Source organism: Bradyrhizobium huanghuaihaiense, from assembly GCF_007830635.1.
In the GTDB taxonomy this organism is placed as follows: Bacteria; Pseudomonadota; Alphaproteobacteria; order Rhizobiales; family Xanthobacteraceae; genus Bradyrhizobium; species Bradyrhizobium huanghuaihaiense.
In genome coordinates this window covers 119,768-135,692 of sequence record NZ_VLLA01000006.1, presented here as the reverse complement: position 1 = coordinate 135,692, position 15,925 = coordinate 119,768, and the positions used below count along the sequence as shown (strand labels likewise).

General features: G+C 64.9%; 13 protein-coding genes. 10 read left to right on the top strand and 3 right to left on the bottom strand.

The window, feature by feature from the left end; genetic code table 11:
• Positions 1 to 21: 21 nt before the first annotated feature.
• From IQ16_RS15220 to IQ16_RS15200, 5 genes are all read left to right on the top strand, one after another.
• Positions 22 to 1,350 (top strand): NAD(P)/FAD-dependent oxidoreductase, encoded by a 1,329-nt coding sequence (locus IQ16_RS15220; RefSeq protein ID WP_018641044.1) that lies wholly within the window; start codon positions 22 to 24, stop codon positions 1,348 to 1,350.
• A gap of 13 nt (positions 1,351 to 1,363) precedes the next feature.
• On the top strand, positions 1,364 to 2,290 hold the full coding sequence (locus tag IQ16_RS15215) for a 2-hydroxyacid dehydrogenase (RefSeq protein ID WP_018641043.1): 927 nt from the start codon (positions 1,364 to 1,366) through the stop codon (positions 2,288 to 2,290).
• Between the two features lie 200 nt (positions 2,291 to 2,490).
• Positions 2,491 to 4,359 (top strand): ABC transporter ATP-binding protein, encoded by a 1,869-nt coding sequence (locus tag IQ16_RS15210; protein WP_145831581.1) that lies wholly within the window; start codon positions 2,491 to 2,493, stop codon positions 4,357 to 4,359.
• Positions 4,360 to 4,696: 337 nt separating this feature from the next.
• The gene (locus IQ16_RS15205; protein WP_018641041.1) at positions 4,697 to 5,299 is read left to right on the top strand and encodes a hypothetical protein; all 603 of its coding nucleotides are present in this window, start codon (positions 4,697 to 4,699) and stop codon (positions 5,297 to 5,299) included.
• Positions 5,300 to 5,528: 229 nt separating this feature from the next.
• Entirely contained in the window at positions 5,529 to 8,858 is a 3,330-nt protein-coding gene (locus tag IQ16_RS15200; protein ID WP_018641040.1) for an adenylate/guanylate cyclase domain-containing protein, read from the top strand.
• Positions 8,859 to 8,907: 49 nt separating this feature from the next.
• Here the strand turns inward: IQ16_RS15200 and IQ16_RS15195 are convergent, their stop codons facing one another.
• On the bottom strand, positions 8,908 to 10,131 hold the full coding sequence (locus IQ16_RS15195) for a polyhydroxyalkanoate depolymerase (protein ID WP_018641039.1): 1,224 nt from the start codon (positions 10,129 to 10,131) through the stop codon (positions 8,908 to 8,910).
• 182 nt (positions 10,132 to 10,313) lie between these two features.
• Between IQ16_RS15195 and IQ16_RS15190 the strand changes: the two genes are divergently transcribed.
• Positions 10,314 to 10,970, top strand: a complete 657-nt coding sequence (locus IQ16_RS15190) for a glutathione S-transferase family protein (RefSeq protein WP_026311707.1) — start codon at positions 10,314 to 10,316, stop codon at positions 10,968 to 10,970.
• Positions 10,971 to 11,250: 280 nt separating this feature from the next.
• Here the strand turns inward: IQ16_RS15190 and IQ16_RS15185 are convergent, their stop codons facing one another.
• Entirely contained in the window at positions 11,251 to 11,475 is a 225-nt protein-coding gene (locus tag IQ16_RS15185) for a hypothetical protein (protein ID WP_018641037.1), read from the bottom strand.
• A gap of 182 nt (positions 11,476 to 11,657) precedes the next feature.
• On the opposite strand from IQ16_RS15185, the gene IQ16_RS15180 reads away from it, so the two are divergent.
• Entirely contained in the window at positions 11,658 to 12,014 is a 357-nt protein-coding gene (locus IQ16_RS15180; RefSeq protein WP_018641036.1) for a hypothetical protein, read from the top strand.
• A 9-nt stretch (positions 12,015 to 12,023) separates the two neighbouring features.
• On the opposite strand, the gene IQ16_RS15175 is transcribed toward IQ16_RS15180, so the two are convergent.
• Positions 12,024 to 13,127 carry a mandelate racemase/muconate lactonizing enzyme family protein gene (locus IQ16_RS15175; RefSeq protein WP_018641035.1) on the bottom strand — a complete coding sequence of 368 codons (1,104 nt, stop codon included), beginning with the start codon at positions 13,125 to 13,127 and terminating at the stop codon, positions 12,024 to 12,026.
• Positions 13,128 to 13,305: 178 nt separating this feature from the next.
• Between IQ16_RS15175 and IQ16_RS15170 the strand changes: the two genes are divergently transcribed.
• The 3 genes from IQ16_RS15170 (at position 13,306) to IQ16_RS15160 (ending at position 15,912) form a co-directional block, all read left to right on the top strand.
• On the top strand, positions 13,306 to 14,139 hold the full coding sequence (locus tag IQ16_RS15170) for an AraC family transcriptional regulator (RefSeq protein ID WP_026311706.1): 834 nt from the start codon (positions 13,306 to 13,308) through the stop codon (positions 14,137 to 14,139).
• Positions 14,140 to 14,274: 135 nt separating this feature from the next.
• Complete coding sequence (locus tag IQ16_RS15165) at positions 14,275 to 15,201, top strand: SMP-30/gluconolactonase/LRE family protein (RefSeq protein ID WP_018641034.1); 927 nt, start codon at positions 14,275 to 14,277, stop codon at positions 15,199 to 15,201.
• A gap of 117 nt (positions 15,202 to 15,318) precedes the next feature.
• A complete protein-coding gene (locus tag IQ16_RS15160) occupies positions 15,319 to 15,912 on the top strand; it encodes a GNAT family N-acetyltransferase (RefSeq protein WP_018641033.1) in 594 nt (197 codons plus the stop codon).
• Positions 15,913 to 15,925 lie beyond the last annotated feature (13 nt).

Sequence of the window (15,925 nt, the reverse complement as noted above, 5' to 3'; positions counted from 1 at the left end):
ACTGAATGCCAGGAGTGCCCCATGTCCCCGCCGCTCACCCGTATAAATAGCGACGAACGCCTGCCGGCGCAGGCGGACGTCGTCGTCATCGGCGGCGGCGTCATCGGCGTGTCCGCGGCCTATCATCTGGCGAAGAAGGGCCACTCCGTCGCCCTCGTCGAGAAAGGTCATGTCGGCGGCGAGCAATCGAGCCGCAATTGGGGCTGGTGCCGCCAGCAAGGCCGCGCACGCGAGGAAATCCCGCTGGCGCGCGAGGCGCTGCGGCTGTGGGAAGACATGCAGAACGACGCCGGCGTCGATGCCGGCTTCCGCCGCACCGGCGTGTTGTTCCTCACCAAGAGCAAGGACGAGCTTGCCGGCTGGGAGCGCTGGGCCGCGATCGCGCGCGAGCAGCAGGTGCACTCCACCGTGCTGACGCCGGCCGAGGTCGCCGAGCGCTTGCCTGATAATGCCGACAAATGGGTCGGCGGCTTGCACACGCCGAGCGATGGCCGCGCCGAGCCGTCGATGGCCGTGCCCGCGCTCGCCACGGCCGCGCGCAAGCACGGCGTCACCATTCATCAGGGCTGCGCCGCGCGCGGGCTGGAGACGACCGGCGGCCGGGTCAGCGCCGTCGTCACCGAGAAGGGCACCATTCGCACGCAGTCCGTGCTGCTGTCGGGCGGCGCATGGTCGTCGCTGTTCTGCCGCCGCCACGGCATCGAGCTGCCGATTGGCCTCGTCAATGCCACCGCGTGCCGGACCACGCCGGCGCCCGAGATCACCTCGGGCGCACTCGGCACCGACTTCTACTGCATCCGCCGCCGCCTCGACGGCGGATTCACGCTGGCGCTGCGCAACCGCGGCACGGTCGAGCTGTCGCCCGATCTGTTCCGTTACGCGCGCACCTTCTGGCCGACCTATCTGCATCGCAAGAACGGATTGAAGCTGTCGTTCGGCAAGTCGTTCTTCGATCAGATCATGCGCGGCACGAGCTGGAGTTTTGACAAGCCGTCGCCGTTCGAGGCCGAGCGTGTGCGTGATCCCGCGCCCGATATGTCGCTGGTCAATGCGGCGCTGGCTTCGTTGATCAAGTCGAACCCCGAGCTGAAGGACATCGAGATCGCGGAAGCCTGGGGCGGCACGATCGACTGCACCCCGGACACCATTCCCGTCATCTCGCCGGTCGATGCGCTGCCGGGCTTCTTCCTCGCGACCGGCTTCTCCGGCCACGGTTTTGGCATCGGCCCGGCGGCCGGCAAGCTCGCCGCCGATATCGTGACCGGATCGACGCCGCTGGTCGATCCCGCCGCCTACAGCCACAAGCGCATGATCGACGGCCGCCGGCTCGCGCCGGTCAGCCCGTTCTGAGGGCGGGCGTGACATGACGGTTCTCTACAAGGCCAACACGGTGCGCGGCGCGGAGTGGGCGCGTTTCTTCGCGGAGCGCGCGCCCGACATGCCGTTCCGGCTCTGGCCCGACATCGGCGATCCCGCCGATGTTCGTTATCTCGTGACCTGGGTGCCGCCCGATGACATCGCGACGACGTTCCCGAACATCGAGCTGGTGTTCTCGGTCGGCGCCGGCGTCGACCAGTTCGACGTGACAAAGCTGCCGCCGCACATACCGCTGCTGCGCATGCTGGAGCCCGGCATCGCCGAGACCATGGTGGAATACGTCACCATGAGCGTGCTCGCCCTGCATCGCGACCTCCTGCACTTCATCAACCAGCAGACGGAGCAGGTCTGGCGCGAGATCCGGATCACGCCGGCCAAGCGCCGGCGTGTCGGCGTGATGGGGCTTGGCCAGCTCGGCCAGGCCGTGCTGGAGCGGCTCAAGGCGTTCGGCTTTCCGCTTCTCGGCTGGAATCGCTCGCCGCGCGAGATCGAAGGCGTCACTTGCTATGCAGATGCTGAGGCCTTGCCGGAGTTTCTCGCGCAGACCGACATTCTCGTCTGCCTGCTGCCCTTGACCGACGAGACCCGCGGCATCCTGAATGCGGACCTTTTCGCCCGCTTGCCGCGCGGTGCTTGTCTCGTCAATGTCGGACGCGGCCCGCATCTCATTGAGGCCGATTTCCTCGCCGCTCTCGACAGTGGCGCACTGTCGGGTGCGGTGCTCGACGTCGCCGAACCCGAGCCGCTGCCGGCGGGCCATCCGTTCTGGAGCCATCCGCGCATCCTGCTGACGCCGCACAATGCCAGCATGACCACGCCCGATACGGCCGTCGACTACGTGCTCGACATCATCGCACGTCACCGCCGCGGCGAAGACCTGCCGGGGTTGGTCGATCGTACGCGCGGCTATTGAGGGGTGGTGGTGATGGGAACATCGATGCAGCCGCGGACTCGGTGCACCTCTCCCGCTTGCGGGAGAGGTCGCGCCGAAGGCGCGGGTGAGGGCTCTCTCCTCTTGGGGGTCCTCGCCAGCGGAGACACCCTCTCCCCAACCCTCCCCCGCAAGCGGGGGAGGGGGCGGACCTCCGCCTGGGCACGTGCAGGGGTCCCCGCATGAACATTGGTGCAACGAGACCAGATCAAGTCCTGGCCGAAGCACAGTCCGCCGTGCTGTCCGTCTCGGGCCTCACCACGTCGTTCATGCTCGAGCGGCAATGGGTCCCCGTCGTCCGCAACGTCTCGTTCGAGATTGCGCCCCGCGAAACCGTGGCGATCGTCGGCGAGTCCGGTTCGGGCAAGAGCGTCACTGCGCTCTCGATCATGCGGCTCGTCCCGAAGGAGATCGGCCGCGTCGAGGGCCGCGTCACGCTCGCCGGGCGCGACCTCCTGACGCTGCCCGAAGCGAGCATGAAGGACATTCGCGGCAACGACGTTGCCATGATCTTCCAGGAGCCGATGACGTGCCTCAATCCCGTGCTCACCATCGGCTTTCAGATCGCGGAGGCGTTGATCCAGCATCGCGGCCTGTCGCGCGCGGCGGCAGAGGCCGAGACCGTCCGTCTGCTCGACCGCGTCCGCATCCCGGCGGCGAAATCGCGCTTCCACGAGCACCCGCACCGCTTCTCCGGCGGCATGCGCCAGCGCGTGATGATCGCGATGGCGCTCGCCTGCAAGCCGAAGCTCCTGATCGCCGACGAGCCGACCACCGCGCTCGACGTCACCATCCAGGCCCAGATCCTGGAGCTGCTGAAGGAGCTCCAGCAGGAGGAGGGGATGTCGATCCTCTTCATCACTCACGATATGGGCGTGGTCGCCGAGATCGCGGATCGCACCGTGGTGATGTATGGCGGGCAGGCGGTGGAGACGGATGCCACCTCGCGCATCTTCGCCGCGCCCTCGCATCCCTATACCCGTGCGCTGCTCGCGGCCGTGCCGCGGCTCGGCTCGATGGACGGGCGCCAGCGGCCGATGCGTTTTCCGATCGTCGACAAGGTGACGGGCACATCGGACGAGCCGATGGAGACCCCCGATACGGTCTCGATCGCCGAGCGGCCGCTGCTGGAAGTCTCAGGCCTCACCACGCGCTTTCCGATCCGCTCGGGCTTGTTCGGAAAAGTCTCCGGCCGCGTGCACGCGGTCGAGAACGTCTCCTTCACCTTGCGCGCCGGCGAGACGCTGGCGCTGGTCGGCGAATCCGGCTGCGGCAAGTCGACGACGGGCCGCTCCATCCTCAAGCTGCTCGAGCCCGACAGCGGGACGGTCCTGATCGACGGCCAGGATGTTCTCGCCATGAACGGTCGCACTTTGCGCGATTTCCGCAAGCACATGCAGATCGTGTTTCAGGATCCGTTCGCGAGCCTCAATCCGCGCATGTCGGTGGGAACGGCGATCGCCGCGCCGCTGCTCGCCAACGGTCTCGCCACCGCGTCGCAGGCGCGCGACAAGGTCTCGGACCTGCTCGTGCGTGTTGGTCTTGCCGCCGACATGGCCGCGCGTTTCCCGCATGAATTCTCCGGCGGCCAGCGCCAGCGCATCTGCATTGCGCGCGCGCTCGCGCTCGGGCCGAAGCTGATCGTCGCCGACGAGGCGGTCTCCGCGCTCGACGTCTCGGTCAAGGCGCAGGTCGTCAATTTGATGCTCGACCTTCAGGCCAGCATGGGGCTTGCCTATCTCTTCATTTCTCACGACATCGCGGTGGTCGAGCGGATGAGCCACCGCGTCGCGGTGATGTATCTCGGCGAGATCGTCGAGATCGGCCCTCGCGCTTCGGTGTTCGGCGATCCGCAGCATCCCTATACCAAGAAGCTGATGGCGGCAGTGCCGGTGCCAGACCCGTCGCGCCGCGGCACCAAGCGTGAAGCCTCCAACGACGAGATCAGAAGCCCGGTGCGCGCACCGGATTACCAGCCGCCGGTACGGCAGTATCGCGAAGTGTCGCCTGGCCACGTGGTGCAGGTGTGGGGTGAGGAGTGGTCGGCCTGATTGCGAACATCCTCCGGAATTCGTGATCGGATGGAGCGACAGGAAACAGCGGTGTGTGAACCGCTTCATAGTTCATCCCTCTCGTTTTGAACTAACACTCCGGCAAGAAATTGCCGCACCCGGACTCGAATTCGACAAATACGGGTGAGATGCAATGCCTGCGCAGCCGCGTGCGCGCAGCTTTGGATGGCTCCTCGTCTTGCGCACGAGCAAGCCAGCCCCATCACTCAGCACAGATTTTTCAGAAATTGGAATCGAGGGCATCGAGAAACTCGTCCAGGCAGATTCTATTTGGGGTCAGCCAGTAGGCTGCCAATTACTCAGAAGGAGCCCCCCAATGAAGATTAGCAGCGGAATTTCCAGCGCATTCTCTCTCCAAAGGCACGTCGGCAATCTTGGGATCGCCCGTTCCAGTCTGATCAAGTCGGCCCACATCCTTGAAAGAATTGGGCTGGCGGCCGTTGGGGCCTCTTGCGGCCTCTATGTCGGTGCAACCCTGTTGCGTCAGAAAGGCGGATTGTTCGAAAGCGGCTGGATTGTGCTCCTGACAATGCTCTACGGAGCTGTCAGCTGTTATGTCGGAATTGATTTGTCCGGCAATGTCTCGCGGAAGCCGACATCGAGCATCTCGGAAGAATGGACCGGCTCCGAGCCGGCTGAGATCATGAGTGCGGCCGGAACGTTCGGCGCGGCCATCGCCGCAACTTTGTCCGTCAGCATCCTTGTCCTTGATCAAAATCTGCCCAACGGCCTGATCGGCTTTGTTGCCGGCTGCTGGGTGGTTGGCTCTTCGCTTCAGATTGCAGCGGGCACGATGGCTCGCAGCCACGAAGCGTCCGCGAATGAGCCAATGAAGGAAGTGCGCTCACGGAAAGACGTCGGCTTGGCATCGCACGTGAGCGAAAGCCGCAGTGTTGGTTCGGCTTCTGGTCTGGAGTGAGCAGTGACGACTCATCGCAACCTCTGCCGTCCAACGCGGCGTGCCAACGATGTTTGGTAGCGCGGCCGTTTGCTTCGAGCACCGTCCCGGCCGAAATCCTATCGGTATCGAGTAACCTAAATTTTCGCACAGCAAACAAGACGTGCCATCATGGTGGCGTTGGGTTATTGTCTGCGCGCGGTCGTGGTCCAAGATTCTGCTAACTGCCAGCCACAACATCGGTGGTGCCATGCAGATTGCGGAGTGGCTCGAGAAGCTGGGGCTTGGGCAATACGCGGATTGTTTTGCCCAGAACGGGATCGACGTGGGCGTCCTCCCCGAGCTGATGGACGAGGACTTTGACAAGCTCGGAGTCCTGCTCGGTCATCGCCGCAAAATGCAGCGTGCCATTGCCGACCTCGATCCAGCCGCGTTGATCGCATCGCCCGCTCCTCCTCACGACGCCGAGCGGCGCCACCTCACCGTGATGTTTTGCGATCTGGTCGGCTCGACTGCGCTCTCGGCGCGTCTCGATCCCGAGGACATGTGGGAAGTGATCCGGGCCTACCGCGCCGCATGCGCGCGTGTCATTGCCGCTTATGACGGCAGGATAGCCAGGTTCGTCGGTGACGGGATACTCGTCTATTTCGGCTATCCGCGCGCCCACGAAGATGATGCGGAGCGCGCAGTGCGAGCGGGCCTCGACATCATCTCCGTAATTCGCCAGCTCAAGACAGGCGCCGGCGAGAAGGTTGAGCTGCGGATCGCCATTGCGACGGGGCTCGTAGTGGTCGGCGACCTCATCAGCGGAGACGCGTCGGAGGAGCACGCGACCGTCGGAGATACGCCAAACCTCGCTGCCCGGCTTCAGAGCCTGGCGGAGCCGGGAGTGGTCGTCGTTGCATCGTCGACGCGCCGGTTGCTTGGAGATCTCTTCACCTTTCGCAATCTCGGCCGCCGCGAAGTCAGGGGGATAGGCGAACCCATTGCGGTGTGGGCGGTGGAAGGAGCGACCGCATCCGAGAGCCGCTTCGAGGCGGTCCGCGCCGCGCGCTCGATCGGCTTTGTCGGCCGCAAGGACGAGATCGAATTCATTCTCTCGCGCCAGCGTGAGGCATGGCAGGGCCAGGGCCAGATCGTATTGATTTCCGGCGAAGCGGGCATCGGCAAGTCGCGCATTGTCGCAACGCTGTCCGAAAGTCCTTCGTTGGGGACACACCGTCGGGTGCGATATCAGTGTTCGCCATACCATACCAACAGTGCCCTGCATCCTTTTGTCGCGCAGCTCGAGCGCGCCGCCGGAATCCGCTCGCACGATACGCCAGAACAAAAGCTCGACAAGCTCGAGGCAATGCTGGCGCTGGGGACCCAGCAGGTCGCCCGGGCAACACCGCTCATTGCGGCCCTGCTTTCGATTCCAACCAGTGACCATTGCCCGCCCCTTGGCTTGAGCCCGGCGCAGCTGCGGCGACAGACATTTGCCGCCCTTCTCGATCAGCTTGAGGGGTTGGCGCGCGATCAGCCTCTGCTGATCATCTGCGAGGATCTGCATTGGGCCGATGCCACGACACTTGAACTGTTTGATCTCGCGGTCGATCGGATCAGGGCATTGCCGATACTCGTGCTCATGACATCCCGGCCGGAGTTCGAGCCTTCCTGGTCGGGCCTTGCCAACGTCGGTCTGTTGCGACTCGATCGGCTCGATCGGCAGGACACGCGCGCGCTGGTCGAACAGGTGGTCGTCGGTCGCCAGCTGCCGCGCGAGATGATGAAGCAGATCATCGACAAGACGGATGGTGTCCCGCTGTTCGTCGAGGAGTTGACCAAGATGGTGCTGGAGTCCGGCCTGCTCGTCGAAGATGCCGGGCGCTATCGCCTGAGCAGTCCGCTCCCGGCGCTTGCTATTCCCGCGACGCTGCAGGATTCGCTGATGGCGCGGCTCGACCGGCTCGCTCCGGTCAAGGAGGTGGCGCAGATAGGCGCCGCCATCGGGCGCGACTTCTCATACGCGCTGCTGAAAACCGTGGCGGGACGCGATGATCTGACGCTGAGCGATGCGCTGGCACAGCTTGAAGAGGCCGAACTGCTGCTTCGCCGCGGGGCTCCGCCCGAAGCAAATTATAGTTTCAAGCACGCCCTGGTTCAGGAAGCGGCCTACGAGAGCCTGCTCAAGAGCAAACGGCATCTGCTTCACACGCGAATTGGCGAGGTCCTGCGCGAGAAGTTTCCAGTCGTCGCCGAGACCGAGCCGGAGGTTCTCGCGCACCACTTCACGGAAGCGGGGCTGAGCGAGGTCGCCCTCGAATGGTGGCGCAAGGCGGGCCAGCAGGCGCTGAAACGCTCTGCCTATTCCGAGGCGATCGCGCATCTCGGCAAGGCCATTGCGACCGCCGACGAGCTGCCTGACGAACCTCGCCGGATGATCAGCAGGCTGCATCTTCAAATCTCATATGGCCGTGCCTTGCGGGGCAGCCTCGGGCACAGCGCTCCCGAAACCGTCGCGGCGTGGACGCGTGCGCGCCAGTTTGCAGTCGACATCGATGATCCCGTTGAACTTGCGCCGATCCATTCGGGGCTCTTCAATGCCTGCCTGACGCACGGCGAACTCGCTCCGATGCGGGAGCTGGCGGATGCCATCAGGAGTGCCGCTGACCGACGACCGGACTCGCCGGTGGCCGCCGTCGTCGCCCATTGGACGGGCGGCGTCACCAGCTGGTTCGCCGGCGATTACCTGAACGCGCGAACGCATCTCGAGCGGGCGCTCGCGATCTATGGCGCCGAACCGGATCCCGCGACATTCAGGGCTTCGGCGCTGGATCTGCCGTTCGTGATCATGAGATTCCTTGCACTGGTGCTCTGGCCGCTCGGTATCGTCGCGCGCGCACGCAAGCTCGCTGCCGAAGCGGTGGGTGCTTCGGCAGAAAAGCGCGCTCTGTCCCAGGCCAACGCGCTGGTTCATCGCGCCGTGTTCGACGGGGTATGCGGGGGCATGTTGCAGCAAACAGAGACGATCCTGGCGCTCGGTCTCGCGCGCGACCACACGATGCCGTTGTACGTGGCCGCGGGCACCTACCTGAATGGCCTCGCCAAGTGGCGGGCCGGCGACCGAATGGCCGGACTGGCGGACATGCGTCAGGGCTGGAGCTTGCTGCACGAGAACGATTGCTACCTGTGCGAGCCGTTTTGGGGGATGCATGTTGCCGTGGCGAATGCAGAGGTCGGCCAAGTCGAGACCGGGCTGGAGATCCTGAACGAACTGATCGCCCGGACCGAACAGTCCGGCCAGCATTGGCTTGATGCCGAGCTGCATCGTGTCCGCGGTAAACTCTTGTCGCGCCATGGTTCATCGAACGAATCCAGCGCCGAAGACGACCTCAGGCGAGCGCTGGACATCGCGCGACACCAGCAGACCAAGACCTTCGAGCTGCGCAGCGCTCTTGGACTTGCCCGCCTGCACAGGACAAATGGCCGAGCAGGTAGGGTGTCCGAACTGCTCGCTCCCGTGCTCGCTGGATTTGAGACGGAGCGAGATCTTCCCGAGCTCGTGGAAGCGAAAGAGTTGCTCACGCAAGCGCATTAGGCACGTGCCGCTTCCGCTGGCTGGCCGTCCTGTCGGCAGGGGATGACGGTTACGAATTCACGTGCACGAAATCCCGCAGCAGCGGATAGATCTCGTTGTTCCAGCGCTTGCCCGAGAACACGCCGTAATGGCCGACGCCGGCCTGCATGTGGTGGACGCGGCGGTAGGCGCGCACGCCGGTGCAGAGGTCTTGCGCCGCCAGCGTCTGGCCGATCGAGCAGATGTCGTCCTTCTCGCCCTCGACCGTCATCAGCCCCATGCGGCTGACGGCCCTGGTGTTCACGGGACGGCCGCGGTGCATCAGCTTGCCCTGCGGCAACAGGTGCTCCTGGAACACGTCGCGCACGGTCTCGATGTAGAACTCCGCCGGCAGGTCCATCACCGCGAAATATTCGTCGTAGAAGGTCTTGATGGTCGCGGCCTTCTCCTTCTCGCCCTTGGCGATGTGGTTGGCGAGGTCGAGATGCTGCTTGATGTGGCGCTCGAGATTCATCGAGACGAAGGCGGTGAGCTGCACGAAGCCGGGATAGACCTTGCGCAGCGCGCCGCGGCACTGCATCGGCACGTAGTTGATCAGGTTGCGCTCGAACCACTCGATCGGCCGGCTCTTGGCGAACTCGTTGACCCGGGTCGGCTGGATGCGCGTGTCGATCGGCCCCGCCATCAGCGTCAGCGTTGCGGGGCGCGAGGGGTGATTGCCCTCGCACATGATCGCGGCAGCCGCGAGCGCCGAGACCGAGGGCTGGCAGATCGCGACCATGTGCGGGCGCGGACCGAGCTGTCCCAGGAAGTCGATGAGATGCTCGGTGTAGTCGTCGAGCCCGAAGCGGCCTTCGCTGCGCGGAATGTCGCGCGGATTGTGCCAGTCCGTGATGTAGACGTCGTGGTCCTGGAGCAGCGTCTTCACGGTGCCGCGCAAGAGCGTCGCGAAATGGCCGGACATCGGCGCCACCAGCAGCATGCGCGGCTGCTCGCCCACGTCGTCCTTCCTGAAATGCAGCAGCGAGCCGAACGGCGTCGCGTAGGCGATCTCCTCGCGCACGGCGACCTCGCGGTTTCCGACCATCACGCTGTCGATGCCATAGGCCGGGCGGTCATAGGTGAGGGTGGAGCGCGAGATCAGCTCCAGCGCGGCCGAGAGTCGGCCGACCACCTGGTGCGACATTCCCTGGGGCGCCAGATTGAGGAATTTCAGCGCGGACGAGGCGCCCGCCCGCCACGGCGCCGTCAGATCCATATGGTTCTGAAAGGCCTGATAATACATCGACATCATACCGAATTGCCCACCCTGTTCCCTGCCGTCATGCAATATCGAAGCCAGACGGGAGCAGGACCGCCCGCAAAATTGGCACATCGCTTGCTCCGGAAGCGGGGTGAGGACACCGGGAAGCTCAGCGAATGAGCAAATCCGCGGCCGGGCGGGGTGCGGGTCACAGGCGTGAGGGAAGAGGCCATATGGCGAAAGCGACACTGACCATCAGCAGTAAGAACTATTCGTCCTGGTCGCTGCGTGGCTGGCTGCTGACGAAATTTTCCGGGCTCGACTTCGAGGAAGTTGTGACCGCGCCGGATGACGCATCGGCGCGTGCGGAGATCCTGCTGCTGTCGTCGTCGATCCTGGTGCCGTGCCTGCGGCACGAGGGCGCCGTGGTCTGGGATACGCTTGCGATCGCCGAATATCTCAACGAGGTGATGCCGTCAGCCGGGCTGTTGCCGGATGACCGCGTCCAGCGCGCCCATTGCCGCTCCATTTGCGGCGAAATCCATTCCGGCTTCACCACGCTGCGCGCATCGCTGCCGGTCAATCTCAAGGGCCACTTCCCCGGGTTCAAGATCTGGTCGCGCGCGCAGGCGGACATCGACCGCGTCTGGTTCATCTGGCGCGACTGTCTGGAGAAATCCGGCGGTCCGTTCCTGTTCGGCGAGCGGCGCACCATGGCGGATGCGATGTACGCCCCCGTGGTGACGCGCTTCGTCACCTATGACGTCAAGCTCGAGCCGCGCCTCAAGGCTTATGCCGATACCATCATGGCGATGCCCGAGATGAGGGAGTGGATCGCGGCGGCGAAGGAAGAGCCGGCCGAGATCGAGGAGCTCGAGGTCGAATATTAGGCAGGAGCGGCGTCGCCCTGCCTGTTTTGGGAGCGAGGCCTCGCGCCGCCGCCCCCTGCAGCCATGTCATTGAAGCCGTTAACTTTTGGGGCTCGTCCTCGGACGGGGCGGCCCCTCACGGTACGCAGATATTGTATGGGCCTTGGGGTTGGTTGCGATATCTAGCCGTGAACAGCTGTGTACGGAGCCGCTCCGCTGATTCGGACGTGATTCGTTCGGGCCGCGTTCCGTTCGTTAAGGCGGAGCGCGGCCCCGTCGCATTTTGGAACACAAGCCGCGGTCAGGCGACGCCCGTGTGCTTCACCCGCGGCAGGCGCCAGCCGATGACGGTCGCTTCGACTGCGATGCCGGCCTCGTGGTTTTGCCAGCGTCCTCCGACATAGCGGCAGGCGAACGGCAGCTGATATGTTCCGCTGTGATCCTCGCACAGCACTTCGACCGGCAGGCCAGGTGGCGGTTCTCCAGCGCCATCGAACTCCGCCAGACGTCTATCGCGCGTTGCCATTGTAAAAATCTCCCCTAAACAAAGCCGCGAAAGTGCGCCCACTTCCTTCGCGTGCGGTTCACTGCTCCCCGTCCCAGGGAACAAGCCAAGCTCAACGCGAGAATGCGGTACGAGTGTGGTAGCGTCCGGCCGCTGTGCGCAATCGGCGCACATTGCTGTGATCATTTGGCGAGGAACCCTGCATGCCGCTTCGAAGCACCGGCATTTTTTTCCCGATGTTGCTGCTCGCGACGCTGGCGGCTGCGCCGCTCCGCGCGCAGGATGTGCCGGGCATCGAGATCTGCACCGTCGAGAAGACCATGGAGCGCCGCACCAGCTGTCTCCAGAGCAATATCGACTTCCTCCAGAAGACGATCACCAAGCTCAACCTCGATCATCAGCAGAAGCTGGATGCGGCAGGTCGCCAGATCGACGCGCTGAAGACGAGCGTTGCCGGCCTGCAGAAGACGATCAGTGATCTCCAGGCCGCGCAGGCGAAGACCGCCGAAGATTTGAAGAAGAAGCAGGACGCGCCGCCGCCAAAGGACGCTGCGAAATAGGCGCGTCGATCACGCCACGCGATAGCGCTCCATCACGTCGCGATCGGGCTCATGGCCGAGCCCGGGTCCTGCCGGCACCGCGACATGGCCGGTGGCATCGGCATCGGCGCGGCCGCCCCACAGACAGGCTTCGCGCTTGAGGTAGAACATCTCGACCAGCCCGTCGTCGCGCGTCGCGAGCAGGTGCACCGTCGCCAGCAAGCCGGGACCGAAATAGGGGGAATGCGGGACGATCTTGACGCCGCGTTGATCGGCCTGCGCCGCGACCTTCAGGAACTCCGTGATGCCGCCGACCTTGATCACCGACGGCTGGGCGTGGCTCACGGCGCCGGCATCCATCATCTGGCGGAATTGATATTCCGTGCAGGCATTCTCGCCGGCGGCGATGCCGAGCCCGCCCTTGTTGCGAACGTCGGCGAGCGTGGCAAAATCCTCCGGCGGCCAGACCGGCTCCTCCAGGAACATCGGCTGCGCGTCCTTGCACGCCTTCGCGAATGCAATCGCCTGCTCGCCTGACAGCGGGCAGTTCATGTCGACCATCAGGGGAATGTTGGGCCCGATCGCCTCGCGCGCGGCGAACACCGCAGGTGTCGTGGTCTCATGCAGCTTGATCGCGCCATAGCCGAGTGCGAGCGCCTTCCGGCATTCGCCGGCGATGTTGTCGGGCGAGCCGATCCGCAGCAGGCTCGCATAGGCGGGAATGGCCGGGCGCCGGATCTCGCCGAGCAGGCGGTGCAGCGGCACGCCCCTGATCTTCGCAGCGAGGTCCCACAGCGCGATGTCGAGGCCGGAGATCGCGAACATGGTGATGCCGTAGCGGCCGAACAGATGCAGATTGCGCTGGATCTGCTCCATCGCCGCGGCAATGCCGGCGGCGTCAGGAACCTCGAGGCCGATGGCCTGCGGCGCGATCATCTCCTCGACGGCGCTCCGCGTGGTGCGCGGGCTGACATAGGCGAAGGCATCGCCCCAGCCGGTCAGTCCGGCATCGGTCGTGACCTCGACCAGCACCATGTCGAGGGCGGTGATGGCGGAGGCGCCCTGGCGGAAGCTCGCAACACCGGCGTCGTAGGGGATGCGGATATGGTGCGCCCGCACATCGGTGATCTTCATGTGGCGGTTCCTCCTGCTTTCTTGTGAGCGGTTTTGAGTTGTCGAATGTAGCCACGAACGCCCGGACGTTGCCAGTGGCAGTTCCGGCGCTATCTTCCTAAAGGACCGCAACGCCGATCAAGCGAAGCCGGCGGCCTTCGGTGCATCATGGTCTTGCTTCGAACGAGGTCCGACCGTCATGAACCCAGCCCAGCGCGCGCTCTGGTACATCGAGAGCCATCTGGCCGAGCCGATGACGCTCGACGAGATCGCCGCGGTCGCCGGCGTGTCGCGGTTCCACCTGGTGCGTGCGTTTGCCGCAGCCACCGGCCTGCCGGCGATGCGCTACCTGCGCGCACGGCGGCTGACGGAGGCCGCGCGCAGCCTTGCGAACGGCGCGCCGGACATCCTCAGCATCGCGCTGGAGGCGGATTACGGCTCGCACGAAGCATTCACCCGCGCGTTCCGCGACCAGTTCGGCACCACGCCCGAAGCTGTCAGGACCGCGACATGCGTCAGCCATCTCAAGCTTCAGGAGCCGATCCTCATGGACTCCACCATGCTCGACAACCTTGCCGCACCGCGTTTCGAGACGGCGAAGGCCTTCCTCGTCGCCGGCCCCACTGAGCGCATCGCCTGCGACAACGGCGCCATGATCCCGGGCCTGTGGCACCGCTTCCATCAGGAGGTCGCCGACATTCCCGCGCGCATCGGCAATGTCGCCTATGGCGTCTGCTGCAACGGCGATGATGCCGGCAATTTCGACTACATCGCCGGCGTCGAGGTCGCGGACTTCTCCGACCTGCCGCGCCGCTTCGGTCGCATCCGCATCCCCGAGCAGCGCTATGCCGTGTTCACCCACACCGAGCACGTCGCCTCGATCCGCCGCACGGTGAATACGATCTGGAATCAATGGCTGCCGGCCTCCGGCTTGCAGGCGGCCGATGCGCCGAACTTCGAGCGCTATGACGAAAAGTTCGATCCCGCGACCGGCAATGGCGGCTTCGAAATCTGGGTGCCCGTGCGGGAGTAAGCTGCAGGGCTGGCATACCATCCCGCTTGCTTGGCAAGCGGGGGTGACTTTGTCATAACCGCAGGCAAATCTTGCGTGTGGGGCCCGTGCCGGACATCCCGTGCAAGCCATAACAAGCAGCCGGGAGGGTCCCACATGTCCAACGTCCGCGTTCTCGCCACCGACCTCGAATTTCCCGAAGGGCCGGTCGTGATGCCGGACGGCTCGGTGGTGCTGGTGGAGATCCGCGGCCAGCGCCTGACGCGCGTCTATCCCGACGGCCGCAAGGAGATCGTGGCGAAAATTCCGGGCGGCCCGAATGGCGCCGCGCTCGGGCCCGACGGCAAGATCTACATCTGCAACAATGGCGGCTTCTCCTGGATTCCGACCCGCAACATGATCATGCCCGGCCCGCAGCCGGACGATTATCTCGGCGGCTCGATCCAGCGCGTCGACCTGCAATCCGGCAAGGTCGAGACCGTCGTGACGAAATGCGGCGAGCACGATCTGCGCGGGCCGAACGATCTGGTGTTCGACAGGCAGGGCGGCCTCTGGTTCTCCGATCTCGGCAAGCGCCGCGCGCGCGAGATGGATGTCGGCGGCATGTATTACCTCAAGCCCGGCATGACCGAGATCGTCGAAATCGTGCACGGCGTGCTGCCGGCCAACGGCATCGGGCTGTCGCCGGACGAGAACACCGTCTATATCGCGGAGACGCCCACGGGGCGGCTGTGGGCCTATGAGCTCTCCGCGCCCGGCACGCTCAAGCCGCGCGACGCGATCTATCGCGGCGAGCGGGGAAAACCGATCTGCGGCCTCGGCGGCTACCAGATGTTCGACTCGCTCGCGGTGGAAGCAAACGGCAATGTCTGCGTCGCCACCCTCGTCTCCGGCTGCATCTCGGTGATCGCGCCCGACGGCACCCTGGTCGAGCAGGTCCCGACCGGCGACCGTGTCACCACCAACATCGCCTTCGGCGGCCCCGGGCTGAAAACCGCCTACATCACGCTGTCGGGCAAGGGCGAGCTCGTCGCCATGGACTGGCCGCGCGGCGGTTTGCCTCTCAATTTCCTAAACAAGTAAACGGTGCTAGTGACCGTCATTGCGAGCGAAGCGAAGCAATCCAGGAATGCCCCCGCGGTGACAGTCTGGATTGCTTCGTCGCTTCGCTCCTCGCAATGACAACGGAGAGAGACTTCAATGCCCTGGCCTGATCCCATCACCCTGCGCGGACAGCATGCCCGTCTCGAGCCGCTGTCGCATCAGCATCGCGAGGGGCTGGTCGAGGCCGTCAAGGACGGCGAGCTGTCAAAACTCTGGTACACTGCGATCCCGCTGCCGGAGAACATGGGCAAGGAGATCGACCGCCGCCTGGCCTTGCAGGCCGCCGGCTCGATGCTGCCCTTCACCGTGTTCGACGCCGGCGGCAATATCGTCGGCATGACGACCTACATGAACATCGATGCCACCAACCGCCGCGTCGAGATCGGCTCGACCTGGTACGGCAAGGGCGCGCAGCGCGGGCCGCTCAACACGCAGTGCAAGCTGCTCCTGCTCCGGCATGCCTTCGAGACGCTGAACTGCATCGCGGTCGAGTTCCGTACGCATTTCTTCAACCACCAGAGCCGCCGCGCCATCGAGCGCCTGGGCGCCAAGCAGGACGGCATCCTGCGCAGCCATCAGGTCGCGCCGAACGGTACGCTGCGCGATACTGTAGTCTACAGCATCACCGCCGCCGAATGGCCGACGGTGCAGGCGCATCTGGAATTTCAACTCAACGACAAGCCGCGCTAGGGGCGGCCGAGGG